Raw genomic sequence first — 26,970 nt, 5'->3', positions numbered from 1 at the left:
AGCCGAAGGCGCGATGGCACGGACCGACGGAAGGAACACGCACGTGAAGCTCGCTTTCTCGACCCTCGGAGTACCGGGGACGCCCATCGACGAGGTCGTCCGGCTGGCCGTCGAGCACGGCTACCAGGGCGTGGAGCTGCGCGCCCACCCCGAGGAGCCGGTGAACCCGGGGCTGTCGTCGCTCGAACGTGCGCAGGTGGTCGCGGAGTTCGAGAAGGCCGGCATCGAGATCCTCACCGTGGCCGGGTACGTCCGGGTCGCGGCCGAGGGTGACGACGAGGCGGTCGTGGCGCAGGTCGCCGAGCTGGTGGCGCTCGCCCAGGACCTCGGGGCGCCGTTCGTCCGGGTGTTCCCCGGCGGCGGCGACCAGGACCAGGAGACCGCCGACGCGACGGCCGCCCGCCGGCTCGGGGCAGCCGCCCCGGACGCCGTGGACCGTGGGGTGACCATCCTGCTGGAGACCCACGACTCGCACCGGGCGGGCGCCGACGCGGCGCGCGTCGCCGGCACGGTCGGGCACGCCGGGGTCGGCGTGATCTGGGACGTGATGCACACCTGGCTGTCGGGCGAGAGCCCCGTCGACAGCCACCTGGTGCTCGCCCCGTACCTCGGATACGTACAGGTCAAGGACATCGCCTCGGCCGAGGACACCACCCCGCTGGCGCTCGGCGAAGGCGCGCTGCCGCTGACGGAGTGCCTGGACACGCTGGCGCCGGACACCTGGGTCTGCTGGGAGTACGAGAAGCGCTGGTACCCGGAGATCCCGGAACTGCCCGGGCTGCTCACCGCCGGGCGGGAGTTCCTGCTGCGGGTGGGCGCGCCGAAGCAGTAGGGGCGGTCCCGTCCGCTTCCCGCACGGCTCACGAGCGCCGCACGCGTGAGCCGTGCGGGTCGTTCTCAGACCCGCGCTCCCTGCGCCGTCTGCGCCCCCTGCGCGTCCGGGGCGGAGCCGACTTCTGCCCCCGGCTTCCGCCACCGCCCACCCAGGGAGGTCACGGCCACCCCGCCGACCAGCAGCGCCGCGGCGCACCACCGCAGGGGGCTCACCGACTCGTGCAGCAGCAGCGCCGCCGACGACATCCCGAAGACCGGGACGAGGAGGGTGAACGGCGCGACCGTGGACGCCGGGTGGTGGCGGAGCAGGAACCCCCAGGCGCCGAAGCCGAAGACGGTGGAGATCCAGGCCACGTACACGACGGTCCCGGCGCCGGTCCAGTCCATCGCGGCGAGCGCGTCCGCGTCCCGGTCCCAGCCCTCGAAGAGCAGTGAGAGGCCGAGGAGGGGCAGGACGGGCACGGTCGAGACCCACACCATGAAGTTGAGGGAGTCCGGCGGAGCGGCCTTGCGGGTGAGGACGTTCGACACGCCCCAGAAGGCCGCTGCCGCGAAGACCAGCACGAACGCGAGCACTGGGCCGCTCGTCCCCTCGTCGACGGCGGCGACCGCGATCCCGGCGAGCGCCACCGCCATCCCGGCCAGGCGGACCCCGCCCGGACGCTCCCCGAGGGCGAGCGCGGCGAAGAGCGCGGTGAAGACCGCCTGGACCTGGAGGACGAGCGAGGAGAGTCCGGCGCCCATTCCCTGGTCCATGCCGACGAAGAGCAGACCGAACTTGGCCACCCCGAGCGCGAGGCCCACGCCCACGATCCACTTCAGGGCGACCTTCGGGGGGCCTACGAAGAAGACGGCGGGCAGCGCGGCGACCAGGAAGCGCAGCGCGGAGAAGAGGAGGGGCGGGAAGTGGTCGAGACCCAGCTCGATGACGACGAAGTTCACGCCCCAAAGGGCAGTCACGAGGACGGCGAGGGCGATGTGGGAGGGACGCATGGACCGAGCATCGCCCGTCCGCACTCTTAAGCACCAGCGCGCGTTTCTTCATGGTGGAATGAAGCGTTGCTCATGATTCGCGTCCCTCCGGAGGTCACGGTGCTCGATCTCGCCCGTCTGCGCGCCCTGCATGCCGTCTCGGTGCACGGCTCGGTCGCGGGCGCCGCCTCGGCGCTCGGCTACACCCCGTCGGCGATCTCCCAGCAGATCACCAAGCTGGAGCGGGAGACCCGCACGACCCTGCTGGAGCGGCGCGGGCGCGGTATCGCGCTGACCGAGGAGGCGCTCCATCTCGCTTCGGCAGCACAGGAGTTGCTGGTCATCATGGAGCGGACCCAGACGACGCTGGAGGAGCGCCGGGGGCTGCCGACGGGGCAGTTGTCGATCGGCGCCTTCGCCTCCGCCGCGCGCGGGCTGCTGCCGCACGTGCTGGCCGTCCTGGACCGGGAGCATCCGGCGCTGGAGGCCCGGCTGACGGAGGTGGACCCGCATCTGTCGGTGGACCTGGTGGCCAAGGGCGTGATCGACCTGGCCGTCGCCCACGACTGGGACATCGCGCCGCTGCCGGCGCCGGAGGGGCTGGACCAGGCGGTGATCGGTGACGACCGGTGCGATCTGCTGGTGCCCCGAGGGCATGTGCTGGCGGGACGGGACGCGGTGCTCCGCGAGGAGCTGGCGCGGGAGCGGTGGATCTGCCAGCCGCCCGGCACGGTCTGCCACGACTGGCTGCTCCGCACCCTGCGGACGGCGGGGTACGAACCCGATATCCGGCACCGGGCGGAGGAGAACCACACCCAGCTCGCCCTGGTCGCCGCCGGGCTGGGGGTCGCGATGATCCCGCGCCTGGGGCGGGGCCCCCTGCCGGAGGGCGTGGTGGCGGTGCGGCTCGACCCCGTACCGGTGCGCAGGCTGTACGCGCTCTGGCGGACGGGGGCGGCCCGCCGTCCGTCGATCACGGCGACGGTGGCGGCGTTGCAGGCGCACGGGCGGGCGATCGGGCTGACCTGAGCCACCCGGCTCACCACCCTGGCGGGCGCACCCCGCCGCCCGGACGTCCGGGCGGCGGACCGGGGGCCGGGGGCCGGGGGCCGTGGACCCGGGGGCCGGGGGCCGGGGGCCGGAGAATGAGGGGCCGGCTCCCCGCCCGGCATGCCCGCTGGGCGGGTTTGCCCGTAATCCTCCGGGAGTGGTCGCAGGGTGACCGGGCGAGGACCCTTGACCGGAAGTTACTTTCCATATATCCGTACCTTCTTGGAAGTTTCTTTCAGTACCGGAAGGGGCTCACGTGCACCACCGCACCTCCAGACGCACCCTCCTCGCCGCGGCGGCGGCCACCGCGGCGGCCGCGGCCACCGGCGCCGTCACCGTTCCGGGAGCCGCCGCGGCGGACCGGCCGGGCTCAGCGGGCTCAGCGGATGCGCCCACCTCCGCGTCGCCGGGATCCCGCCACCTCCCCGCGGAACGGCTCCGGCGGATCATCGCCGGCATGAGCCTCGAGGAGAAGGTCGGCCAGCTCTTCGTGATGCGGGTGTACGGCCACTCCGCGACCGAGCCGGACCAGGCGGACATCGACGCCAACCTCGCCGAGATCGGGGTCCGTACGGCCGCCGAGATGATCGCCACCTACCACGTGGGCGGGATCATCTACTTCACGTGGGCGCACAACACCCGTGACCCGCACCAGATCGCGGCGCTCTCCAACGGCATCCAGCGGGCCGCGCTCGCCGGGCCGTCGAAGGTACCGCTGCTGATCTCCACCGACCAGGAGCACGGCATCGTCTGCCGGGTCGGCGAACCGGCCACCCTGCTGCCGGGGGCGATGGCGCTGGGCGCGGGCGGTTCGCGCGCAGACACCCGCCGCGCCGCCCAGATCGCGGGCACCGAACTGGCCGCCCTCGGCATCAACCAGAACTACGCACCCGACGCCGACGTCAACGTCAATCCGGCCAACCCGGTCATCGGCGTACGCTCCTTCGGCTCCGACCCGGACTCCGTGGCGGGGATGGTCGCCGCGCAGGTGAAGGGGTACCAGGGCGCCGGAATCGCCTCGACGGCCAAGCACTTCCCCGGCCACGGCGACACCAGCACCGACAGCCACACCGGGCTGCCCGTCATCACCCATACCCGCGAGCAGTGGGCGGAGCTGGACGCCCCGCCCTTCCGGGCGGCCGTGGCGGCCGGCATCGACTCGATCATGACCGCACACATCGTGGTCCCCGCGCTCGACCCCTCCGAGGACCCGGCGACCCTGTCCCGGCCCATCCTGACGGGCATCCTGCGCGAGGAACTCGGCTACGACGGCGTGGTGGTGACGGACGCCCTCGGCATGGAAGGCGTGCGCACCAAGTACGGCGACGAGCGCGTCCCCGTACTCGCGCTGAAGGCGGGCGTGGACCAGCTGCTCAACCCACCCGGCCTGGACGTCGCGTGGAAGGCAGTGCTGGCCGCCGTGCGGAACGGCGAACTCACCGAGGCCCGCATTGACGAATCGGTTCTGCGGATCTTGCGGCTGAAGGCGAAACTGGGGCTCTTCCAGGACCCGTTCGTCAAGGACTCCCAGGTGGACCGGATCGTCGGCACCCGGGCGCACCTGGCCGCCGCCGACCGGATCGCCGAACACACCACCACGCTCCTGGCCAACCCCACCGGTCTGCTGCCGCTCTCCCGGCGCAGCCACCGGAACATCCTGGTGGTGGGCGCGGACCCGGCCTCCCCGTCCGGTACGACCGGTCCGCCGACCACCACGCTGGCCGCGGAGTTCACCGCGCTCGGCCACACGGCGACGGCCCTGTCCACCGGCACCGCGCCGACCGCGGCGAAGATCGCCGAGGCGGTGGCGGCGGCAGCGGGCAAGGACGCCGTCGTGGTCGGTACGTACAACGTGACGGCGACCAGCTCCCAGCGCACCCTGGTGAGCGCCCTCGCCGCGACCGGCGTCCCGGTCGTCACGCTGGCGATCCGCAACCCGTACGACATCGCGCAGCTGACGGGTACGGGGTATGCGGCGAGCCTCGCGGCGTACTCCTGGACCGATGTCGAACTGCGCGCCGCGGCACGGGTGATCGCGGGCCACGCCAAGCCGGGCGGGCGGCTGCCCGTCCCGGTGCAGCGCGCCGACGACCCGTCGCAGGTGCTCCACCCGGTGGGCTACGGCCTGGAGTACTGAGGGGCCGGCTCATCCGGGACATGAGTCCGGGACGCGCTCCCAGGACATGCGCCCGGACACACGCCCGGCGCGCGCCCGCCGTGAAGGCGGGTGCGCGCCGGGCGCTGTTCGTGGAGGCGGTCAGGGGCGCCGGGTGTGCCGGCGGTTCAGCTGCTCGTCCTGCTTGTCGAGCTTGGTGTCGTACTTCGCCAGGGGGGCCGCCTTGGCGGGGTCGGCGGTGACGGCCGCCGGGGCGACCCCCGCCCAGCGCAGGATGGTCGCGGTGGCCGCCGCGCTCTCGTCGGCCACCAGACCGGCCACGTTGGAGCCGTGGTTGCCTCCGGGCTGGGTGTAGACGTAGCTGTCGCGGGAGCCCTTGCCGGGGGCGAACCGTTCGGCGCCCCACGGGTCGTTCTGCCCGTAGACGTACATCATCCGGGTGGCGTGGTGGGTCACCCAGGAGTCCACGTCCCGCATGACCCCGCGCTGGAAGGTCATGGGGATGGAGCGCGGCACGAAGTTGCGCGGCGGCTGGTAGCCGTACCGGCTCAGCCCGCCGAGCCACGGCTGTGCGATGTCGGGCGAGCCGAGCTGGGTACCGGCCTGGTAGTAGTACGGCGTGTACGTTTCGAGGCCCTGGTCGGCGTAGGCGGAGAAGCCCGAGATGGCGTCGACCGAGTCCCAGATCTCCTGGTCGGTGGCGGTCTTCGCGTCGGCGGGCAGGTCGGCGCAGTCGGCGACCTTGCTGTACTGCCAGAACGCCCAGACGTAGTCCATGACCACGGCCTCGTACGCCTTGTCGAGGGTGCCCACGGTGGTGAAGGTGTAGCCGTTCTGCGCCGCGTACGCCGCGTACTTCTCCTCCAGGGGCGCACGCCGGATCAGGGCCTCGCGCTGGACGGCGCTCAGCTTGTCGCGGCACTCCTTCGTACCGACCGTCTTGAAGAAGCGGTCGTACGCGGAGTCCTCGTCGTTCACCACGTCGTTCGGCGCAACGTAGGCGACGACGCCGTCCATGTCCTTCGGGTAGTACCGCTCGAAGTAGGTCGCGGTCATGCCGCCCTTGGAGCCGCCGGTGGCCAGCCACTTCTGGCTGTAGATCTTCTTCAGCGCGGTGTACACCCGGTGCTGGTCACTGGCCGCCTGCCAGATGTCGAGCTTGGACCAGTCGGCGGGCTGCGGGCGCGAGGGCGTGAAGAATCGGTACTCCAGGGAGACCTGGTTGCCGTCCACGATCCGGGTGGGCTCGCTGCGGCTCGCGTTGGTGGAGACGTTGTACCCGCTGGTGAAGAAGACCGTGGGGCGCGAGGTGTCCTTGTGGAGCAGGGTGATCCGCTGCTGGAACGTGCCCTTCGACGGGTGGCGGTGGTCGATCGGCTGCGTGTAGTTCAGGACGAAGTAGCGGTAGCCGGCGACCGGCTTCTCCTCGATCAGGCTCATGCCCGGTACGGCGAGGATGCGGTCCTTGATGTCGGCGCTCTCCGCACTGTCGGCGGGGGCCGCGGCGAGCGGCGTGACCGCCTGCTCCGTGGCCGGCTGCGCGGCGGTGGCCGCACCGGCCGAGGCGCCTGTCGCACCGACCGTGCCGATCAGCAACGCGAGCGACAGAGCACCTCTGAGCGTCTTACGCATACACACTCCCCTGGGTTCACGACGTTGGCCGTGAACCTAGCGGGAGCAACACGCGTCACGCCAGACCCAGTCAGGGCCGGTATGGGGTTGTCGCGCGGAAGAAGGAGCGGGGCCGGGCGCGTGCGATCGCAAGGCGCCGGAGGGCCCTGGTAGCGGAGCCACCAGGGCGTTTCGGCAACGCCGCGAGCACGCGTGCCCGGCCCCGCGACGCCGCGATCCAACCCCATACAGGCCCTGGGCCGGTATGGGGTTGTCGCGCGGAAGAAGGAGCGGGGCTGGGTGCGTGCGATCGCAAGGCGCCGGAGGGCCCTGGTAGCGGAGCTACCAGGGCGTTTCGGCAACGCCGCGAGCGCGCGTGCCCAGCCCCGCGACGCCGCGGGCCAACCCCATACAGGCCCTGCCCCCGGGCCCTGACCCCGGGCGCGGCGCGCGGGCCGCGCCCGGGGGCGGTGGGGCTCAGACCGCCGCGGGCTCGTCCTTCCCCATGAAGGTGCGCCACAGCCGGGCGTACCGGCCCTGGAGGGCGAGGAGTTCGTCGTGCGTACCGTCCTCCACCACCCGGCCGTGCTCCATCACCACGACCCGGTCCGCGCGCGCCGCCGTGGTCAGCCGGTGCGCGACGACCAGCGTGGTGCGGCGGCCCGTGAGCCGGTCGGTGGCCTGGTTGACCAGCGCCTCGCTGGCCAGGTCCAGCGAGGCGGTCGCCTCGTCCAGCAGCAGCACGTCCGGGTCGACCAGCTCGGCGCGGGCCAGCGCGATGAGCTGCCGCTGCCCGGCGGAGAGGTTGCGCCCCCGCTCGGCCACCTCGTGCAGGTAGCCGCCGTCCAGCGTCGCGATCATGTCGTGCGCGCCGACCGCCCGGGCCGCCGCCTCCACCCGCGCGTCGGAGGCGTCCGGGATCCCGTAGGCGATGGCGTCGCGGATCGTGCCCGGGAAGAGGTACGACTCCTGCGGCACGACCCCGAGGTGGTGCCGGTACTCCGTCATGTCGAGCCGGCGCAGATCGGTGCCGTCCGCGGTGACCCGGCCGGACGTCGGGTCGTAGAACCGGGCGACCAGCTTGACCAGCGTCGACTTGCCCGCGCCCGTCTCGCCGACGAACGCCACGGTCTGGCCGGCCGGAATGCGCAGGTCGATCCCGCTGAGGGCCTCCTCCTCGTCCCCGTACGCGAAGGACACGTCCTCGAACGCGATGTCGCCGCGCAGCTCGGACAGCTCCACCGGAGCTTCGGGATCGGCGGTGGAGGTGGGCTCCCGCAGCAGCTCCTGGATACGGCCGAGGGAGACGGTCGCCTGCTGGTATCCGTCGAAGACCTGGGAGAGCTGCTGCACGGGGGCGAAGAACAGATCGATGTAGAGGAGGTAGGCGACGAGCGCTCCGACCATCAGCGTCCCGTCGTCGACCCGGCCCGCGCCGACGATCAGCACGGCGGCCGAGGCGATCGAGGAGAGCAGCTGGACGAACGGGAAGTACACGGAGATCAGCCACTGGCCGCGTACCCGCGCCTGCCGGTAGTGGGTGCTGCGCTCCGCGAACCGCGCCGCGCCGTCCCGCTCGCGGTTGAACGCCTGCACGATCCGCAGCCCGGAGACGGACTCCTGGAGGTCGGCGTTGACGGCGCCGATGCGCTCGCGGGCGAGCTGGTAGGCGGCCACGCTCTTGCGGCGGAAGACGACGGTACCGATGATCAGCGGCGGCAGGGTGGCGAAGACGACCAGGGCGAGCTGGACGTCCAGGACGAGCAGCACCGCCATGATCCCGAAGAAGGTGACGGCGGAGACGAACGCGGTGACCAGACCGGTCTGGAGGAACGAGGACAGCGCGTCCACGTCCGTCGTCATCCTCGTCATGATCCGGCCGGTCAGCTCGCGCTCGTAGTAGTCGAGGCCGAGCCGCTGGAGCTGGGAGAAGATTTTGAGCCGCAGCGAGTACAGCACCCGCTCACCGGTACGGCCGGTCTTGCGGGTCTCGCCGATCTGCGCCGCCCACTGCACGAGGACGGCGGCCAGCGCGAGCAGCGAGGCTGTCCAGATCGCGCCGGTGGACATCCGCGTGACGCCCTCGTCGATGCCGTGCCGGATCAGTACGGGCAGCAGCAGGCCCATCCCCGCGTCCACGGCGACGAGCGCGAGGCTGACGAGCAGCACCGGCCCGAAGCCGTGCAGCAGCCTGCGCAGGCCGTACGAGCCCTCCGGGCGGACGGCACGGTCCTCGTCGATGTCCGGGACGTCCGTCGCGGGCGGCAACGCCTCCACCTGGGCGAGCAGCTCCGGTGTGGCAGGCATCCCGGCGGTGGCCCGGTCCCGCCCCTGGTCCTTGCGGATCCAGAGGGCGGGGGTGATGCCGCGCTCGGCGTCGAACTCCGCCTCCATCTCCTCCTGGAGCGTGAGGTCGTCCTCCAGCGGCGGCACCGGTGCCGGCCGGTGGCCGGGCGAGGTGCCGCCGAGCTCGTCGGGATCGGTGAGCAGCCGGCGGTAGAGCGCGGAGCGCTGGACCAGCTCCTCGTGGGTGCCGACGTCGGAGAGGCGTCCGTCGTCCAGGACGGCGATGCGGTCCGCGAGGCCGAGGGTGGAGCGGCGGTGGGCGATGAGCAGGGTGGTGCGGCCCGCCATCACCTGCCGCAGGGTCTCGTGGATCTCGTGCTCCACGCGGGCGTCCACGGCCGAGGTGGCGTCGTCCAGGACGAGCAGCCGGGGGTCGGTGAGGATCGCGCGGGCCAGGGCGACGCGCTGGCGCTGGCCGCCGGAAAGGGTCAGGCCGTGCTCGCCGACCTTGGTGTCATAGCCCTTCGGCAGGTCGGCGATGAACCGGTCGGCCTGTGCGGCACGGGCGGCGGCCTCGATCTGCTCCTGGGTGGCGTCGGGGCGCCCGTAGGCGATGTTGGCGCCGACGCTCTCGGAGAACAGGAAGCTGTCCTCGGGGACGAGGCCGATGGCGGCGCGCAGGGAGTTCAGGGTCAGTTCGCGGACGTCGTGGCCGCCGACGAGGACGGCGCCGTGCGTCACGTCGTAGAAGCGCGGCAGGAGCATGGAGACGGTGGACTTGCCGCTGCCGGACGCGCCGACCAGTGCGACGGTCTCGCCGGGGGCGATGGAGAGGGAGAAGCCCTTGAGGACCGGGCGGTAGTGGGTCTCCTCGCCGGCCTCGGTCCCCTCCTCGCCCGCCGTGTCCGCGCCGAGCCCGGGGTCCGCGGCGGGGGCGCCCGGGGGCGTGCCGTAGCCGAAGCTCACCTCGTCGAACTCGACGCCGGCGGGGGCGTCGGCCGGCAGTTCCCTGGTGCCGTCGGCGAATGTCGGCTCGGTGTCGATCAGCTCCAGCACCCGGTCCACACCGGCGCGGGCCTGCTGGCCCACGGTGAGGACCACGGCGAGCATCCGGACCGGGCCGACGAGCTGCGCGAGGTACGAGGAGAACGCGACGAACGTGCCGAGGGTGATCTCGCCCCGGGTCGCCAGATAGCCGCCGAGCGCCAGCATCGCGACCTGTCCGAGCGCGGGCACCGCCTGGAGGGCGGGGGTGTAGCGGGCGTTCAGCCGGATGGTCCGCATCCGGCCGGCGAACAGCCGGCGGCCGACCTCGCGGAGCTTCCCGGTCTCCTGCTCCTCCTGGCCGAACCCCTTGACGACCCGGACCCCGGAGACCGCTCCGTCGACCACGCCCGCCACGGCGGCGGCCTGGCTCTGGGCGTACCAGGTGGCGGGGAAGAGGCGGGACCGGGAGCGGCGGGCGATGAACCAGATCGCCGGTGCGACGGCGACGGCGACCAGCGTCAGCAGCGGCGAGAGCCACGCCATGATCACCAGGGAGACGAGGAAGAGCAGGATGTTCCCGATGGTCATCGGGAGCATGAAGAGCAGGCTCTGGATGAGCTGGAGGTCGCTGGTGGCACGGCCGACGACCTGGCCGGTGGAGAGCTCGTCCTGGCGTCTGCCGTCGAGCCTGGTGATCGTCGCGTACATCTCGGTACGGAGGTCGTGCTGCACGTCGAGGGCGAGCCGTCCACCGTAATAGCGGCGGACGAACGCGGTGGCGTAGATGACGGCCGCCGCCCCTATCAGCAGCCCGGTCCAGACGGCGAGCGAACGGGTGTGGGTGGTGACGACGTCGTCGATGATCACCTTGGTGATCAGCGGGACCAGGGCCATCACCGCCATCCCGACGAGGGAGGCGCCGAGCGCCAGGATCACGTCACGGCGGTAGCGCCAGGCGTAGCCGGTCAGCCGACGGGCCCAGCCCTGGGGGTGCGTGGCCTCCGGTCCGGTGGCCTGCCGCTGTCCGGTGGGCCCGGAGGGTGCGGTGGCTTCCGGCTGTCCGTCGGGGCCCGGCTGTCCGTCGGGGCCCGGCTGTCCGGTGGGGCCCGATCGGCCGTCGGGGCCCTGCCGGCCGGTGACCCCCGGTTGTCCGGTGGCCTGCTTCCCGGAGGGCCGTCTGCCGTTGCTCCGTTGTTCCGCGCCCGCCACCGATGCCTCCCGATCGCCCTGCCGCCGCCCGCGATCGTGCTGTCGCGTGACGCCACTCCCTCTGATCTTCCGCAACGCACCAACGCCCTGGGCTGCGGATTTCATCCCGCTGCAACAAAAGCCAGTCAATGGTCCCGTGGCACATCACCCGATCGACTGAAGTCGGCCGCCGAACCCCCTACGCACGTTCGACGCCGACTACGGTGGGTAACCAAGACGGCGAACGGCTTCCCCCGAAGGGCGGGGCCAGGAAGTCAGGGATTCCGGAGTCTTCGGCGTCATTCGGGTCTCCCGAAGGCGAGGACTCCGACCGGAGGGACGGGGGATGTTCCATGACCGACGACACGACGAAGACGGACGCGTACCGCAGCGGTCGGGTGTACGCGGTGCTCGAAGTGCTCCAGCGGCTGAGTCCGGGCGGGGGAGCGCGGTTGGGCGAAGACGGCCACCGCACCAGGACCGCCGAGAAGCCCCTGGGCCATCTCCGGGAGGCGCTGGCCCTCGCCGGAAAGTACTACATGGACGCGCGGCGCAAGCATCCGGTCGAGTCCGTCGACACGGTGTTCGCGCTGCTGCCGGACGCGATGCCGGTGGCGAGGGAGTTTCCCGGAAGTCTCGACGCGAAGGGACAGGCGGAGTTCCTGCGGGGGCGTGAGGACCAGATAGCTCTCATCGAGAGGAGAGCCGGTGTGCGCTGAGCCCAGCGCACACCGGCCCCTCCTCCGGCGCATCCCTTCCGCCCGCTGACGGATGCATCCAGAGGCGCGTCTGTAGGTGTGTCTTGACCTGCGCCTTGACCTGCGTCTACAGATGCGTCGGGGCGAACATCCTGAGCAGCGCCGGGAGCACGACCACGGACGGGCCGGGTTCGGCGAGCGCCTTCGCCAGGTCGGCGGCGAGGGCGTCCGGTGAGGTGCGGACGGCCGGGACGCCGAAGGACTCGGCGAGGGCGACGAAGTCCGGGCGGGCCAGCTCGGTGGCGGTGGCCTCGCCGAAGGCGCCGGTCATGTACTCGCGCAGGATGCCGTAGCCGCCGTCGTCGACGATCAGCCAGGTGACCGGGAGGTCGTACTGCCGGGCGGTGGCGAGTTCGGCGAGGGAGTACATCGAGCCGCCGTCGCCGGAGACGGCGAGCACCGGCCGGCTCGGGTCGGCGGCTGCCGCTCCGAGCGCCGCCGGGAAGGCGTAACCGAGACCGCCGGCGCCCTGGGCGGAGTGCATGGTGTTGGGGTGGCGGGCGTCGAAGGCGGACCAGGCCCAGTAGGCCAGGATCGTCATGTCCCAGAAGCTGGGCGCGGTGTCCGGAAGCGCCTCGCGGACGGAGGCGAGGACGCGCTGTTCCAGAGTGAGGTCCTGGGCGTCGATGCGGGCCCGGACCTGCTCCAACAGGGCCCGGACGCGCATCGGGGCGGTGGGGTCCTCGCGGGTCCCGACCGCTTCCAGGAGGTCGGCGAGTGCCTCGCGGGCGTCCGAGTGGATGCCGAGGGCGGGGTGGTTGGACTCCAGCTTCCCGGCGTCGGCCTCGATCTGGATGACACGGCCCCGGGGACTGAAGGTGTGGTAGTTCGAGGAGAGTTCACCGAGCCCGGAGCCGATGACGAGGAGGACGTCGGCGGACTCCAGGAAGGCGGTGGTGTGCCGGTCCTCCAGCCAGGACTGGAGCGAGAGGGGGTGCTCCCAGGGGAAGGCGCCCTTGCCGCCGAATGTGGTGACGACCGGGGCGTCCAGCTTTTCGGCGAGGGCGAGCAGCTTGCCGCTCGCGTCGGAGCGGACGACACCACCGCCCGCGATGATCGCGGGACGCTCGGCGCGGGAGAGCAGCCGGGCGGCGGCGAGGGTCAGCTCCGGGCGCGGGTAGAGATCGCGCGGGGCGGCGTCCATCGCGGAGACCGGCGGCAGCGTGGTTTCGGCGAGCAGTACGTCCTGCGGGATCTCGATCCAGACCGGCCCGTGCGGGGCGGTGAGGGCGGACTCCCAGGCTGCGGCGACGGCGGAGGGAATTTGTGAGGCGGCCCGCACGGTGTGGACGGATTTCACGACGTCGCGGAAGGAAGCCTTCTGGTCGCGCAGTTCGTGGAGGTGGCCGTGCCGGCCGCCGCCGAGGCCGGCGGTCGGGATCTGGCTGGAGATGGCAAGCACCGGAGCGGAGGCGGCGGCCGCCTCCTGGAGGGCGGCGAGCGAGGTCAGGGCGCCGGGTCCGGTGGAGAGGAGCAGCGGGGCGACCTCTCCGGTGATGCGGCCGTAGGCGTCGGCCGCGAAGCCCGCGTTGTTCTCGACGCGGAGTCCGACGTACGAGAGGGAGGAGCGGCGCAGGGCGTCGAACATGCCGAGCGCGTGCTGGCCGGGCAGGCCGAAGACGGTGGTCGCGCCGAGCCCCTGGAGGGACTCGACGACGAGGTCACCGCCGTTGCGGCCGGGCGGCGGGTTGAGCGCGGCTTCGGCCTGGGCCTCGGTGAGGCGGGGACGGTCGTCGTGGTCGTGGCTCACTTCGTGCGCGCCTCGGCGATCTGGCGGGACATGATCGTCGTCAGCTCGTAGGCGGTGTGCGAGGCGGCGACGGCGGTGATCTCCGCGTGGTCGTACGCGGGGGCCACCTCGACGAGGTCGGCGGAGACGAGGTGGCAGGAGGAGAGGCCCCGGACGATTTCGAGGAGTTCGCGGGAGGTGAGACCGCCGGCCTCGGGGGTGCCGGTGCCGGGTGCGTGGGCCGGGTCGAGCACGTCGATGTCGATGGAGATGTAGAGCGGCCGGTCGCCGATGCGCTGACGGAGCTGGTCGGCGATCTCGTCCACGCCGCGCCGCATGACGTCGGCGGAGGTGACGATGCCGAAGCCCAGCTTGGCGTCGTCGGTGAGGTCCTGCTTGCCGTAGAGCGGGCCGCGGGTACCGACGTGGGAGAGGGCGGAGGTGTCGAGGAGGCCCTCCTCGACGGCCCGGCGGAAGGGCGTGCCGTGGGTGTACTCGGCGCCGAAGTAGGTGTCCCAGGTGTCCAGGTGGGCGTCGAAGTGGAGGAGGGCGACCGGGCCGTGCTTCTTGGCGACGGAACGCAGCAGCGGCAGGGCGATGGTGTGGTCACCGCCGAGGGTCATCAGACGGGCGCCGGTGGAGAGCAGGTCGTCGGCCGCGGCCTGGATCGTCTCGACGGCCTCGTTGATGTTGAACGGGTTGGCTGCGATGTCACCGGCGTCGGCGACCTGGGCGAGCGCGAACGGGGAGGCGTCCTGGGCCGGGTTGTAGGGGCGCAGGAGGCGCGAGGCCTCACGGATCGCGTTGCCGCCGAAGCGGGCGCCGGGCCGGTAGGAGACGCCGGTATCGAAAGGCACGCCGACGACGGCGACATCGGCGGTGCCGACCTCGTCGAGCCGGGGCAGCCGGGCGAACGTCGCGGGACCGGCGTACCGGGGCACACGGGAGGAGTCGATGGGGCCGCGAGGCGTTTCGCTGCTGCTCATGGAGGGCCTTCCTTCGGGTCGTTCTGCATGGTCCGGGTGGGGGTACGTGCCGGGGGTTGGGGCGAGGCTGGCGCTGCGGAGGCTCCGGAACCTCTGCGTCGGGCGGTCGGGCGGTGGGGCGGTGGGACGGTCGGGCTCGGCCGCCGCCGGTGGGACGGTCGGGCTCGGCCGCCGCCGGTGGGACCGGAACCGGTGGCGGTCGGCGGCGGTGGCACGGGCGGGGTGTACCGGCGCGGGCGGACTACACGGTGGCCGGCTCCTGCGGGGAGGCGCCGGCCGCGGGGGCGCCCCCGTCGCCTCCGTCGCTCCCGCCGCGTCCGGCCAGACGTTCCCGCCAGGCGCTGAGCACGGCGGGGTCGGTGGGCTCGGTGGCCAGCGAGACGACGACGTACACGGCGAGCGAGAGGATCAGTCCGAAGTAGACGGGTTCATTGGCAAGGATGCCGTACACCCCCATCAGGACGACGACCGCGACCCCGCCGACGCCGACCGCGGCCAGCGCGCCGGCCGCGTTGCCCCGGCGCCAGAGCAGTCCACCGAGGATCGGCACGAGCAGACCGGCGACGAGGAGGTTGTACGCGACGGTGAGAGCTTCGACGACGTCGTTGAGGGCGATGGCGATGAGGATGACGGCGACACCCATGAGGAGGATGAACACGCGGTTGCCCCGCACCTCGTCGTGCCCGCCGTCGGCCTCCTCCGTACCAGCGGCCCTGTCCGTACCACCGGCCCCGCCCGTACTACCGGCCCCAGCGACCCCGCCGGCCCCGCCCGTACCACCGGCCCTGTTCGCACCACCGGCCCCAGCGACCCCGCCGGCCGCCGCTGCCGTCGTCCGGGCCGGGGCGCCCGGTCCCCGGGCGACCGCGCCGCGCAGCCGGGACCAGATGTCGTTGTTGGCGACGGTGGCGCAGGCGATCAGTGCGCCGGAGGAGGTGGACATCACGGCGGCGAGGGCGGCGGCCAGCACGAGCCCGCGCACGCCGACCGGCAGCTCGTCCTTGACGATGGTGGCGAACGCGGCGTCGGCGCTCGGCAGCTTCGGGTACATCACCTTGGCTGCGGTGCCGATGACGGCTCCGGCGACGGCGTAGACGAGGCAGTAGGTGCCGGCGACGGTGCCGCCCCAGCGGGCCGTGCGGTCGCTGCGCGCGGTGAACACGCGCTGCCAGATGTCCTGGCCGATCAGCATGCCGAAGGTGTAGATCAGCACGTAGGTGAAGATCGTTTCGCCTCCGATACCGAGCGGGTCGAAGTACTCGGTGGGCAGTTGGGCCTTCATCTCGCTGAAGCCACCGGCCTTGACGACCGCGATGGGCAGCAGCAGGAGGAGTACCCCGATCGTCTTGACGACGAACTGCACCATGTCCGTGATCGTGATCGACCACATGCCGCCGAGTGTCGAGTACGCGACGACGATCGCACCGCCGAGGATGATGGCGACGGTCCGGTCGAGGTCGAAGATGACGTCGAAGATCGTGGCGTAGGCGATGGTCGAGGTGACCGCCAGCATGAGGGTGTACGCCCACATGACCACGCCGGAGATGATCCCGGCCCGGCCGCCGTAGCGGAGGTCGAGCATCTCGGAGACCGTATAGACCTTGAGCCGGGCGATCCGCGCGGAGAAGAAGACGGAGAGGGCCAGCAGGCCGAGGCCGATGGTGACCACCATCCACGCCCCGGAGAGGCCGTACTGGTACCCCAGGCCGACACCGCCGATGGTGGAGGCGCCACCGAGGACGATGGCGGCCATCGTGCCGGAGTACATCCAGGGCCCGAGCCTCCGCCCGGCCACCAGGAACTCGCTCTTGGACTTGGCGCGGCGCATGCCCCACCAGCCCATGGCGAGCATCCCGGCCAGATAGACCACGATCACCGCGTAGTCGACAGCCATGGGCGTCCCTCCATCTCAGTCGGTCGGGTGCGCACGCCGCGTCCGCCCCGCCAGGCGTCCTCGGCCGGGGGGGCCGGGACGCCCGGAAGCCTGACCCGGGGCCCGGGCCCGGGGCCCACGGCTCACGGGCCTCTGGCCACTGTCGGCAGTCGGCAGCCGGCAGCCGGGGAAGTACCTGCCGTACCCCAGGGGGTCCGGGACGGCAGGAGTCCGCCGGTGACGGACTCATGCGTCTCGTATGCCTCGTACGCCTCGTGCGCCGCGTGCACCGTGTGCGCCGTGTGCGCCGTGTGCGCCCTGATGACGGTAGGTGGCCCCTGGACGGCGCTGAAGTGTACGTTTCCTCCATCCTCGACGTACAGGATGGAGCAACCATCCATGCCGGACTCCCCCACGGGCATCTCCGCCGGACCGCCCCTTCCGCCCACCCCACCCGTCCCCCTGGGCGCGCTGCTGGCCCGCGAGGAGCTGGGGCTGCGGAGGATCGCCGGCCCGGACCGGGCAGAGCTGCTCTGGGTGCACACCTCGGAGATGGCCGATCCGTACCCGTACCTCCTCGGCGGCGAGCTGCTGCTCAGCGCGGGCGTGCTGCTGACCGACCCCGAGTGGTACGTCTCGCGGGTGGTGGAGGCGGGGGCGGCGGCGCTGGGCTTCGGGGTGCGGCCGGTGCACGAGTCGGTGCCGCCGGGACTGGTGGAAGCCTGCGAGCGGCACGGGCTGCCGCTGCTGGAAGTGCCGCCGGAGACCACGTTCACCTCGGTGGCACGGGCGGTCTGGCAGCTGATGGCGGACGCCCGCCACCACGAACTGCGCCGCACCGCCCGCGCCCAGCAGGCCCTCGCGTCGGCGGCGGCCCGCCCCGACCCGGTGCCCGCAGTGCTCCACCAGTTGGCGATCCAGCTGGGCGGGCGCGCGGTACTGCTGAGTCCTGAGGGCGGCGAGATCCACTCGGCGGGCGCCCGTACCGCCCCGGCGGTGCGCACCGCGCTCGCCCGGCTGGCCCGGGTGGTCGCCCCGCAGGAGCGCCGGGCCGCCCCCGCGCCCGCGTCCGCGACCGAGTCGGTGGACGGCACCCATCTGTCGGCGTACGCACTGGGCGGCGGGCACGGTCTGGTGCTCGCCCTCGCCACCGGCCCCCGTGAGCCCGGCGACCACACGGTGGCGGGCATGGCCGTCGTACTGCTCTCCCTGCTGGCCGCCCCCCACCAGGGCGCGGGTTCCGCGGACCGTTCGGCGGCGCTGGTACGCATGCTGCTGGGCGCAGCTCCCGGGGAGGTGGGGGCGCTGCTCGGTTCGGACGGTCCGTGGACCGTGGTGCACGGACGCCGTACGAGCGGTGGCAGTACTGCCCCGCTCACCGCGGGCACCCTCGGAGCCTCGCTCGGTTCGGCGCTGGTCGACACGGGACGCCGCCCCGAGGAGGCGGTGCGAGTGCTGCTCACCGACACCTCCCGGCTCACCGCTCAGCCCGGCTGGGTGCTCGGCGCCTCCGATCCCGTCCCCCTGGACGGGCTCGCGGCGGCGGACACCCGGGCGTCCCGGGCGCTGGCCCGCGCGGAGGCGACGCGTGTCCCGTTGTTGCTGCACCGCGTGGACCGGGGCCTTGCGGGCCTGCTGACCGGCGAGGCGGCCGAGGCCCATGCCCGCGCCCTGCTCGCCCCGCTCTCCGAGTCCCTCCGGGAGACCCTGCGCTGCTGGCTGTCGCTGCACGGCAGCTGGGACCGTACGGCGGTGGCCCTCAGGATTCACCGCAACACGGTCCGCCAGCGCATCGGCCGCTGCACGGAGCTGCTGGACACGGACCTGGACGACATGGACGTACGGACGGAGCTGTGGTTCGCTCTGCGGCTGACGTGAGAGCCGGCGACCGAAGAACGCGCAGGCGGCCGAGGTGAGAGCCGGTGCCGGGGCAGACCAGGTGCCGGGCGCAGGGCCGGTGGCGGGCGCAGGGCCGGTGGCGGGCGCAGACCAGGTGCCGGGCGCAGAGCAGGTGCCGGATCACTCGTAGACGGGGAGTTCCACGGTGGTGCTGACCCTCTCCCCCATCCTGAGCATCGCGTTCAGGAACAGGGGGCGGGACAGCAGGGCGTCCCGGAACCGGATGCCTGCGGAGGTGGCGGGGGCGTAGAACTTCCCGGTCCGGCCGCCGCCCGCCTGGCAGCCCTCGGCGTACTTCCGCAGCCTGCTCTCGTACCGGGCGAAGGCCACCCGGTGGTCACCCCGGGCCCGCGCGAGTTCACCCGCGAGCACGTAGGCCGCGACCATCGCCGTCCCCGTACCCATCCCGCCGATCGTGGCTCCGCAGGCCGCGTCCCGATCAGGCAGACCCGCCCCTTGGACCAGGTCGGCACGTCGGCCCGGCTGATCGAGTCGAAGTACAGCTCGGGAGCCTGCCGCAGCGAGGCGAGAAGGCGGGGAACCTCCCAGCCGAGGCCGGAGAACGCGTCGGCGATCAGGCGCTTCTGCTGGTCGGGGTCGTGACGGTCGTACGACAGCTCGGGGGCAGCGAACACGAAGAAGGTCCTCGCCAGCCCCGGGTCCCGTCCGTCGACGCCCACCGAGGCGAATCCGCCCGGGGCGGTGTGGCCGACCGTTCCACCCTCCCGGCCCCACGCGTTTAGCAGTTGCCAGGTGGCGGCGTAGTGGCCGAGGTGGGTCACGTACGTCTCCTCCGGGCCGAAGGCCAGTCGGCGGACGTGGGAGTGGAGTCCGTCCGCCCCGATGACCAGGCCGAAGTCGCGCGGGACTCCGTGGCGGAAGTCGACCCGGACGCCGGAGGCCGTCTCGGTGAGGCCGGTGATCGAGTCACCGAAGAGGTACTCGGGCCCGGCAAGCCCGGACAGCGCGGACCGGGGCAGGGTCGGGGCGAGGCCAGGGTCGGGATCAGGGGAAGGTCGGGGAAGGTCGGGGCCGCGATCAGGGTCACGTAGGGGTCCGTACCGGGGCGGCGTCACACACGGCGTCCGGTGGAGCAGAACCGAGGGGACGCGGACATGAAGGACGAACACGCCGAGCTGGTACGGCTGCTGTGGGGTCCGCACCCCCAGCCGGCCAGGGGACCGCGACCGAAGCTCGATCTGGGCCGCATCGTGCGGGTCGCGATCGGGATCGCCGATCCGGAGGGCCTGGCGGAGGTTTCCATGCAGCGGGTCGCCGCCCGACTGGGTGTGACCAAGATGGCGTTGTACCGGTACGTCCCGGGCAAGTCCGAGCTGGTCGCCCTGATGGTGGATGCCGCGATCGGCCCGTACCCGAAGGCGGAGGGGCGGACCGGCGGCTGGCGGGACCGGTTGGAGGAGTGGGCCCACCGCCTGTTCGAGGTGTTCCGGCGCCACCCCTGGGCACTGGACGCCGCGGTCGGGCCAAGGATCATGGGCCCCGGGGAGCTGTCCTGGATGGAGTACGCCGTCTCGGCCCTGGACGGCACGGGCCTGAGCGGCGCCGAACGGATGGACGCGGCAGCCCTGCTGGTGAACCACGTACGCGGCATCGCCCACCAGGCGCACGCCGCAGGCCCCTCAGGCGCTCCCGAGACCCAACTGGCGGTGTTCCTGGGCGATCTGATGCACGTACACGGTGAACGGTTTCCGGCACTCGCCGAGGCCCTCGCCTCGGCCGCCCGGGACGCCGGACAGGACCAGGCGTGGGAGTTCGGCCTGCGACGCGTCCTGGACGGCCTGGCCGTACTCGTCGACGAACGTACCGGTCGACCAGACCCCGGCCCGTAGAACCCGGTCCACCGCACCCCGGTCCGTGACATGTCGGTCCACCGCACCCCGGCCCCTCGCACCCCGGGCCACCGACCGGGGGCCCACCCCCGCCGCTGCACCGGCGCGCCCATCGACACGGGTTCGGCGCACGACCCACTGCGCACGGCGGGAGGGGCGGGTGCGGCGAAAACCTCGCCGCACCCGCCCCTCCCGTGGTGTTCCTTCCGCGCCTACCTCACTTGCGGAAGTACCCCGTGATGTCCGCGACGAGATCGACGCTGCCCGCGTTGTTGTAGAAGCTCACCTTGCCGTTCACCACCGGCACGATCACCAGGTTCGGCACGGTCTGCCCCTCCACGACGTTCAGGTTCGACGCGCTCGTGCGGGTCGTCCCGTCCGGGTAGACCGACACGTAGCTCAGGTCGGTCACGTTGGTCGCCGTCACGTTGAGCACCACGGCCGTGACGCCGGTCGCCGGGACGCCGTTGACGCCCGCGACCTGGAGGGTCACCACACCCTTCGCCCCGACCTTGGCCTTCGGCACGCCCAGCCCGGTGCGGGTGTCCATCACACGCTGGGGACCGAGGTTGATGTGCGACGAACCCGCGCCCCCGGAGGTGAAGTATCCGGTGATGTCCGCGACGAGATCGACGCTGCCTGCGTTGTTGTAGAAGCTCACCTTGCCGTTGACGACCGGCACGATCACCAGGTTCGGCGCGATCTGGCCCTTCACGACGTTCAGGTTCGACGCGCTCGTGCGGGTCGTCCCGTCCGGGTAGACCGACACATAGGTCAGGTCGGTCACGTTGGTCGCCGTCACATTGAGCACTGCCGCCGTGACGCCGGTCGCCGGGACGCCGTTGACGCCCGCGACCTGCAGGGTGACCACACCCTTCGCCCCGACCTTGGCCTTCGGCACGCCCAACCCGGAGCGGGTGTCCATCACCCGCTCGGGACCGAGGTTGACGTGCGTGGAGCCCTCACCGCCGGTGCTGAAGTAGCCGGTGATGTCCGCGACCAGGTCGACACTGCCGGCGTTGTTGTAGAAGTCCACCTTGCCGTTCACCACCGGCACGATCACCAGGTTCGGGACCGTCAGGCCCTCGACCACGTTCAGGTTCGACGCGCTGGTGCGGGTCGTCCCGTTCGGGTAGACGGAGACGTAGCTCAGTGCGGTCGGGGCGGTCGCCGTCACGTTCAGCACCACGGCCCCCACGCCGGCGGCCGGAACGCCGTTGGCACCGGTCACCTGGAGGGTCACCACACCCTTCGCCCCGACCTTGGCCTTCGGCACGCCCAAGCCGGAGCGTGTGTCCATCACCCGCTGCGGGGTGACCGGCACGAAGGTCTTCGGGGCGGGCACGTTCACGTCCACCGCGGCGGTGGTGGTGGTCGCGCCCGACTGGTGGTACGCCTTCACGGCCAGCTTGTGGATGCCCGGCACGGAGAGCGTCGTGGAGGCGGTGCGCGCGCCGCCCCCGGTGGTCACCACCGGCTTCCCGTCGGCCAGCAGCTCGAACTTGCTGATCAGCGAAGTGGGCGTGCTGGTCGACCAGTTCACCGACACCGGACCGGGAGTCTCGTAACCGTCGTCCACGGCGAAGGCGCCGCCGCCGACCGAGGAAACCTTGAGGTTCTGGACGGGCCCGGCCGCGAGCGTCCGGATGGCCGGGAGCTGCGGGTAGAGCATGGCGCCCGGGCACTCGGTGTTGAAGCCGTCCCGGTGGCCGGAGATCTGGTTGAACGTGTACGACTCCCCGGCGACGAACTCCTTGCCCGCGTAGTTCACCTGGGTGGCGCCGGCGACCAGCGTGGTGGTACCCGCCGGGTCGCCCCCGTACTGGCCGAGCTTGTACGCGGCGACCCGCGCGGTCGCTTCCAGCGCGGCGTCCGAAGCGGCGGTGCCGGTGTAGTCGCCGAGGATCGCGACGCTGGTCGACTCGCTGTTGAAGCCGTACGTGTGCGCGCCCATCACGGGCTGGTCCACGCCGCCCTGACGGCCCTCGAAGATCGTGCCGCACTTGTCGACCAGGAAGTTGTAGCCGAGGTCGCGCCAGCCATTGGTCTTCACGTGGTAGACGTGGATGGCCCGCACGATGGCTGCCGAGTCCGCGCAGTCGTAGTCGGCGTCGGTGGTGTGGTGGACGAAGACCGCCTTGATGACGCCCTTCTCCAGATAGATGGGCCCCTCGTCGTCCAGCGACTCGTCGGCCCCCCATCCGGCGCGGGAGACGATCGGCGGTTGCGGGACCGTGGACGGCGGGCCCGGGTCGACCGCGGCGGCCTCCGGGGCGGTGGCGGACGCGCCGGTGGCGGAAACGGACGCGTGCTCCACGCCCGCGGCTCCGCTCGGTGCGGCGGGCGTCCCCGCGTCGAGGTCCGGGTCGACCATGTCGAGCCGGAGACCGGCCGGCAGGACGCCCGATGCGGCCCCGTCACTCACCCGCACCTCGGCTCCGTTGGAACGCCCCACCCAGACGGGCTCGGTGGAACCGCGCTCCGCGGGGCGCTCGCCGTCGAGGCCGGGCACATAGGGTTCCAGCGTGATCCAGTCGGACCACGCCCCCGTCTCCGCACTCCGGGTACGCGCCTCGATCGTGCCCTTGATCGTGGCTCCGGCGTCGGGCCAGGACACGCCCAGCAGCCCGAACGGCTCGGTCGTACGCCGCGAGAGGGTGGCCTCTCCCTGACCGTCGGTTTTCAGGGCGAGCTTGTGCACCTCGCTCCTGACCGGACCGTCCGCCCGGGCACCCGCGCCGTACGCCCCCGTACCGCCGCCCTGGACGTTCGCGGTCCGTACTTCTGCGGCGACAGCGCCACTCGAAACGCCCTGGAGTCCCAGTACCGCAAGAACTCCGAGCGCGACGGCAGCCGCGCCGCTCACTCGATTCACTCTCAATTTTCCCCCTGGACGAACAGAACATCTTCGAACGGCGAAATACTACTGTCGTCCTCGCGAATGACGAGCACGGCAAACGAAATGTCGTCCCAAACCCGGAATAATTCGTTCCATTTGTGGGGGACGGGATGTCGACGGGACGACAGGGCTCCACACCCCATGATTAAGGGACAAACCGCCGGTCAACGGCCGGTCGGCGAGGCCCATCGGGAAAGGGGAACGCGAGCGGCCGGGCACCTGTCCGCCGCATTTTCCGGACACGGCGGCAATTTCCGGAATCACCGAACATTTCACGGTGTCCCGGCACCTCGCACAGAAAGTCCGACCTGCGGATATCGCCGCCCCACCAACAAAAGGCAAAATTCCGACTGCCGCGCCGAGGCCGCAGGGGTTCCTGTTCCGAAGGCCGCCGGGGCCCGGCAACGCGCGGCGCTCCCCGCACCGGCACGACCGGAGAACCAGGGGTATCCACCGGCCGCCCACGCGGGCAGGATCGTCCTGCGGCGTGCGCGGCGGAGTGCGCGGCATCACCCTGGACAGCTCCGTGACCGCCGGGTAACTTCGAAGAAAGGCTGAGCAAGCGCTTAGCCATGCTCTCAGCTCTCTGAGGCGACCAGCTCGCCGAAGCCACGCACCCGACCAAGGAGGCACCCCGTGCGCCGTACGGTATTCAACGAGGACCACGAGGCGTTCCGGGACACCATCCGCGCTTTCATCGAGGCCGAGGTCGTCCCCGTCTACGACGAGTGGTTCACGTCCGGTCTGGTGCCGCGTGACTTCTACTACAAGCTGGCCGAGCTGGGCATCTTCGGCATCGAGGTGGACGAGGAGTACGGCGGCGCCGGGATCGAGTCGTTCAAGTTCGAGGCGATCATCTCCGAGGAGACCGCCCGCGCGGCCGTCTCCTTCGGCGGTTCCGGTGTACACGTGCTGCTCTGCCTGCCGTACCTCAAGGCGTACGCCACGAAGGAGCAGAAGGAGCGCTGGCTCCCGGACTTCGTGACCGGCAAGACGATGTACGCCATCGCCATGACCGAGCCGGGCACCGGATCCGACCTGGCCGGGATGAAGACGACCGCCAAGCTCTCCGAGGACGGCACCCACTACGTCCTCAACGGCGCCAAGACCTTCATCACCGGCGGCGTGCACGCGGACCGCGTGATCGTCTGCGCCCGTACGGACGCCCCGAAGGCCGACGACCGCCGTCACGGCATCTCGCTGCTGGTGGTCGACACCAAGGCCGAGGGCTACTCGGTCGGCCGCAAGCTCGACAAGCTGGGCCTGCGCACCTCGGACACCGCCGAGCTGTCGTTCGTGGACGTGAAGGTCCCGGTCGAGGACCTGCTCGGCGAGGAGAACAAGGGCTTCTCCTACCTCGGCCAGAACCTCCCGCAGGAGCGCCTGGGCATCGCCGTCAACGCGTACTCGCAGGCCAAGGCCGCCGTCCGGTTCGCCCAGCAATACGTCTCCGAGCGGACCGTCTTCGGCAAGCCGGTCGCCGCGTTCCAGAACACGAAGTTCGAACTCGCCGCCTGCCAGGCCGAGGTGGACGCCGCCGAGGCGGTCGTCGACCGGGCGATCGAGGCGCTGGACGCCAAGGAGCTGACCGCCGCCGAGGCGGCCTCCGCCAAGCTGTTCTGCACCGAGGCCGCCCACCGGGTGATCGACAAGTGCCTCCAGCTGCACGGCGGTTACGGCTACATGAACGAGTACCCGATCGCGCGCCTCTACGCGGACAACCGCGTCAACCGCATCTACGGCGGTACCAGCGAGGTCATGAAGTCCATCATCGCCAAGTCCATGGGCCTGTAGGGCTCCGGGCACGCAGGTCAGAGACGATCCAGGACGGCCACGTTCCTCCCATGAGCGAAGCACTCGATTCCCTGCTCGATCTGCTCGACCTGGAGCGGATCGAGCGGGACATCTTCCGGGGCACCAGCCGCTCGGCGGTGGTGCCCCGGGTGTTCGGCGGCCAGGTCGCGGCCCAGGCACTGGTCGCGGCCGGCCGGACCGTGCCCGACGACTGCGGGGCGCACTCCCTCCACTCGTACTTCCTGCGGATGGGCGACCCCGGCGCGCCCATCGTCTACAACGTCGACCGCATCCGTGACGGGCGGTCCTTCACCACCCGCCGGGTCGTCGCGGTGCAGCACGGGCAGCCGATCTTCCACCTCACCGCGTCCTTCCAGACGTACGAGGAGGGGCTGGAGCACCAGGCGCCCATGCCGGACGCACCGGACCCGGAGACACTGCCGACGGCGGCGGAGATGATGCCCCGCTACGCCGGCCGCTTCACCGACCCCGGGATGATCGACCGGCTGCTGGAGGCGCGGGCGGCGGTGGACCTGCGGTACGTGGAGGCCCCGCCGTTCGCCACCGCAGGGCTGCCCCGCGAGCCCCGCTCGCAGGTGTGGTTCCGCACCCGGGGCAAGCTCGCCGACGATCCCCTGCTGCACGTCTGCCTGGCGACGTACGTCTCCGACATGACCCTGCTCGACTCCGTGCTGCTGGCCCACGGGCGCGGCGGCTGGGCGGTCGGCGACGTGGTCGGCGCGAGCCTGGACCACGCGATGTGGTTCCACCGGCCGTTCCGGGCGGACGAGTGGCTGCTGTACGACCAGGAGTCCCCGACCTCCTCCGGCGGCCGCGGGCTCGGCCAGGCGCGGATCTGGACGCAGGACGGACGGCTCGCGATCACGGTGATCCAGGAGGGCCTGATCCGCACCCCGCGGAGCTGAACGCTCGCACGCGGGAACGCGCGGGCACGCGAACGCACGCACCCCGGTACGGAGTGTGCCGGCCCATCGCGGACATACTCGCCACCATGAGCGCCGATCACACCACGAGCCCCGATGACCCCGCCGGTGAGCGGAAGCCCGGCACGACGAAAGCCGGCGGCGAGTCCACGGCCACCGTCGTCGTCGCGGCGGCCGCCAACCTCGGCATCGCCGTGGCGAAGGCGGTGGCGGGCCTGATCAGCGGATCGAGCGCGATGCTCTCGGAGGCCGCGCACTCGGTCGCCGACACCGTCACCGAGGTCATGCTCCTCACCGCCCTCAAGCGGAGCGAGAAGCCCGCCGACGAGGAGCACCCTCTGGGGTACGGTCCCGAGCGCTACATCTGGGCGATGCTCGCCTCCATTGCCACCTTCGTCGGCGGCGCGGTGTTCTCCGTCTACGACGGGGTGCACACCCTCGTGCAGGGCGAGGAACTGGGCGATCCCCTCGTCTCGTACATCGTGCTCGCCGTCGCCTTCCTGCTGGAGGGCTACTCGCTGCGGACCGGCGTCAAGCAGGTGCGCCGCGAGGCCGCGCGACTGCACTCCGCCGCCACGCACTACCTGCGCCACACCCCGGACACGGCGGTGAAGGCCGTCGTCATGGAGGACTCGGCGGCGCTCGTCGGGCTGGTCCTCGCGGCGGGCGGTCTGCTCGGTGGGCAGCTGACGGGATCCGGGGTGTGGGACGGGATCGCGTCCGTGCTGATCGGTGTCCTGCTGGTGTACGTGGCCTGGGTGCTCGGCCGGTCCAACGCGCAACTCCTCATCGGCCGGCCGCTGCCGGAGGCGATGCGGGCCGGAGTCCGGGCCGAACTCCTCACCGTGCCGAACATCGTCGAGGTGCTGGAGCTGACCACCCTGATCCAGGGGCCGACCGAGATCCTGATCGCGGCGAAGGTCGACTTCCGCGACCTGGCGAGCGCCGCCGACGTCGAATGGGCCTGCGAGCGGGCCGAGCGGCAGCTCAGGGAACGCTTCCCGTCCGTGAAGCGCGTCTACCTGGACCCGACGCCGGGGCCGGCCCAGCGGCAGGAGCAGGAGCGCGGCGCCTCGGCGGGGTGACCCTCGCGGACCTGGGCGACGCCGGCTCAAGGTCGTCGTCACCCCGGGTGGATCACATACGGCGAACCGGTGAACCGGGCCCCTTTCTCCTCCGGTCGGGGCAAAGCGG

General features: G+C 71.9%; 17 protein-coding genes. 9 read left to right on the top strand and 8 right to left on the bottom strand.

Going from position 1 to position 26,970, the window contains the following annotated elements:
- Positions 1-43: 43 nt before the first annotated feature.
- The gene (locus tag ACFYPN_RS05760; protein WP_358757177.1) at positions 44-832 is read left to right on the top strand and encodes a sugar phosphate isomerase/epimerase family protein; all 789 of its coding nucleotides are present in this window, start codon (positions 44-46) and stop codon (positions 830-832) included.
- 65 nt (positions 833-897) lie between these two features.
- On the opposite strand, the gene ACFYPN_RS05755 is transcribed toward ACFYPN_RS05760, so the two are convergent.
- Positions 898-1,827 carry an EamA family transporter gene (locus ACFYPN_RS05755; RefSeq protein ID WP_389296830.1) on the bottom strand — a complete coding sequence of 310 codons (930 nt, stop codon included), beginning with the start codon at positions 1,825-1,827 and terminating at the stop codon, positions 898-900.
- A 99-nt stretch (positions 1,828-1,926) separates the two neighbouring features.
- Here ACFYPN_RS05755 and ACFYPN_RS05750 point away from each other — a divergent pair, with 99 nt between their 5' ends.
- Both ACFYPN_RS05750 and ACFYPN_RS05745 read left to right on the top strand, forming a co-directional pair.
- The gene (locus tag ACFYPN_RS05750) at positions 1,927-2,835 is read left to right on the top strand and encodes a LysR family transcriptional regulator (RefSeq protein ID WP_358757369.1); all 909 of its coding nucleotides are present in this window, start codon (positions 1,927-1,929) and stop codon (positions 2,833-2,835) included.
- 277 nt (positions 2,836-3,112) lie between these two features.
- A complete protein-coding gene (locus ACFYPN_RS05745; RefSeq protein ID WP_389296828.1) occupies positions 3,113-4,993 on the top strand; it encodes a glycoside hydrolase family 3 protein in 1,881 nt (626 codons plus the stop codon).
- Positions 4,994-5,113: 120 nt separating this feature from the next.
- Here ACFYPN_RS05745 and ACFYPN_RS05740 read toward each other — a convergent pair whose 3' ends face one another.
- Positions 5,114-6,604, bottom strand: a complete 1,491-nt coding sequence (locus ACFYPN_RS05740) for a S28 family serine protease (RefSeq protein WP_389296826.1) — start codon at positions 6,602-6,604, stop codon at positions 5,114-5,116.
- 456 nt (positions 6,605-7,060) lie between these two features.
- Positions 7,061-10,825, bottom strand: a complete 3,765-nt coding sequence (locus ACFYPN_RS05735) for an ABC transporter ATP-binding protein (RefSeq protein WP_358757370.1) — start codon at positions 10,823-10,825, stop codon at positions 7,061-7,063.
- 572 nt (positions 10,826-11,397) lie between these two features.
- On the opposite strand from ACFYPN_RS05735, the gene ACFYPN_RS05730 reads away from it, so the two are divergent.
- Positions 11,398-11,763, top strand: coding sequence for a hypothetical protein (locus ACFYPN_RS05730; RefSeq protein ID WP_358757185.1), 366 nt, complete (start codon positions 11,398-11,400; stop codon positions 11,761-11,763).
- Positions 11,764-11,869: 106 nt separating this feature from the next.
- On the opposite strand, the gene ACFYPN_RS05725 is transcribed toward ACFYPN_RS05730, so the two are convergent.
- The 3 genes from ACFYPN_RS05725 to ACFYPN_RS05715 all read right to left on the bottom strand — a co-directional run bounded on the left by ACFYPN_RS05725 (position 11,870) and on the right by ACFYPN_RS05715 (position 16,411).
- Positions 11,870-13,552, bottom strand: coding sequence for a thiamine pyrophosphate-binding protein (locus ACFYPN_RS05725; RefSeq protein ID WP_358757187.1), 1,683 nt, complete (start codon positions 13,550-13,552; stop codon positions 11,870-11,872).
- On the bottom strand, positions 13,549-14,517 hold the full coding sequence (gene speB / locus ACFYPN_RS05720; RefSeq protein WP_358757189.1) for an agmatinase: 969 nt from the start codon (positions 14,515-14,517) through the stop codon (positions 13,549-13,551). Before speB ends, ACFYPN_RS05725 begins: the two co-directional genes overlap by 4 nt.
- Before the next feature lie 241 nt (positions 14,518-14,758).
- The gene (locus ACFYPN_RS05715; RefSeq protein WP_358757191.1) at positions 14,759-16,411 is read right to left on the bottom strand and encodes a sodium:solute symporter; all 1,653 of its coding nucleotides are present in this window, start codon (positions 16,409-16,411) and stop codon (positions 14,759-14,761) included.
- Between the two features lie 378 nt (positions 16,412-16,789).
- On the opposite strand from ACFYPN_RS05715, the gene ACFYPN_RS05710 reads away from it, so the two are divergent.
- Positions 16,790-18,268, top strand: a complete 1,479-nt coding sequence (locus ACFYPN_RS05710; RefSeq protein ID WP_389296824.1) for a PucR family transcriptional regulator ligand-binding domain-containing protein — start codon at positions 16,790-16,792, stop codon at positions 18,266-18,268.
- A gap of 141 nt (positions 18,269-18,409) precedes the next feature.
- On the opposite strand, the gene ACFYPN_RS05705 is transcribed toward ACFYPN_RS05710, so the two are convergent.
- Complete coding sequence (locus ACFYPN_RS05705; protein ID WP_389296822.1) at positions 18,410-18,694, bottom strand: hypothetical protein; 285 nt, start codon at positions 18,692-18,694, stop codon at positions 18,410-18,412.
- 710 nt (positions 18,695-19,404) lie between these two features.
- On the opposite strand from ACFYPN_RS05705, the gene ACFYPN_RS05700 reads away from it, so the two are divergent.
- Positions 19,405-20,139, top strand: a complete 735-nt coding sequence (locus ACFYPN_RS05700; RefSeq protein ID WP_389296820.1) for a TetR/AcrR family transcriptional regulator — start codon at positions 19,405-19,407, stop codon at positions 20,137-20,139.
- A 217-nt stretch (positions 20,140-20,356) separates the two neighbouring features.
- On the opposite strand, the gene ACFYPN_RS05695 is transcribed toward ACFYPN_RS05700, so the two are convergent.
- Positions 20,357-23,005 carry a peptidoglycan recognition protein gene (locus tag ACFYPN_RS05695; RefSeq protein ID WP_389296818.1) on the bottom strand — a complete coding sequence of 883 codons (2,649 nt, stop codon included), beginning with the start codon at positions 23,003-23,005 and terminating at the stop codon, positions 20,357-20,359.
- A gap of 669 nt (positions 23,006-23,674) precedes the next feature.
- Here ACFYPN_RS05695 and ACFYPN_RS05690 point away from each other — a divergent pair.
- The 3 genes from ACFYPN_RS05690 to ACFYPN_RS05680 all read left to right on the top strand — a co-directional run bounded on the left by ACFYPN_RS05690 (position 23,675) and on the right by ACFYPN_RS05680 (position 26,861).
- Positions 23,675-24,832 (top strand): acyl-CoA dehydrogenase family protein, encoded by a 1,158-nt coding sequence (locus ACFYPN_RS05690; RefSeq protein ID WP_389296816.1) that lies wholly within the window; start codon positions 23,675-23,677, stop codon positions 24,830-24,832.
- A gap of 50 nt (positions 24,833-24,882) precedes the next feature.
- The gene (locus ACFYPN_RS05685; protein WP_358757201.1) at positions 24,883-25,758 is read left to right on the top strand and encodes an acyl-CoA thioesterase II; all 876 of its coding nucleotides are present in this window, start codon (positions 24,883-24,885) and stop codon (positions 25,756-25,758) included.
- 86 nt (positions 25,759-25,844) lie between these two features.
- Complete coding sequence (locus ACFYPN_RS05680) at positions 25,845-26,861, top strand: cation diffusion facilitator family transporter (RefSeq protein WP_358757203.1); 1,017 nt, start codon at positions 25,845-25,847, stop codon at positions 26,859-26,861.
- Positions 26,862-26,970: the final 109 nt, after the last annotated feature.

The sequence above is a fragment of the Streptomyces sp. NPDC005576 genome, assembly GCF_042871745.1.
Lineage (GTDB): Bacteria > Actinomycetota > Actinomycetes > Streptomycetales > Streptomycetaceae > Streptomyces.
Note: the sequence above shows the minus strand (reverse complement) of the source record. Positions and strands in the feature narration are given on the sequence as shown.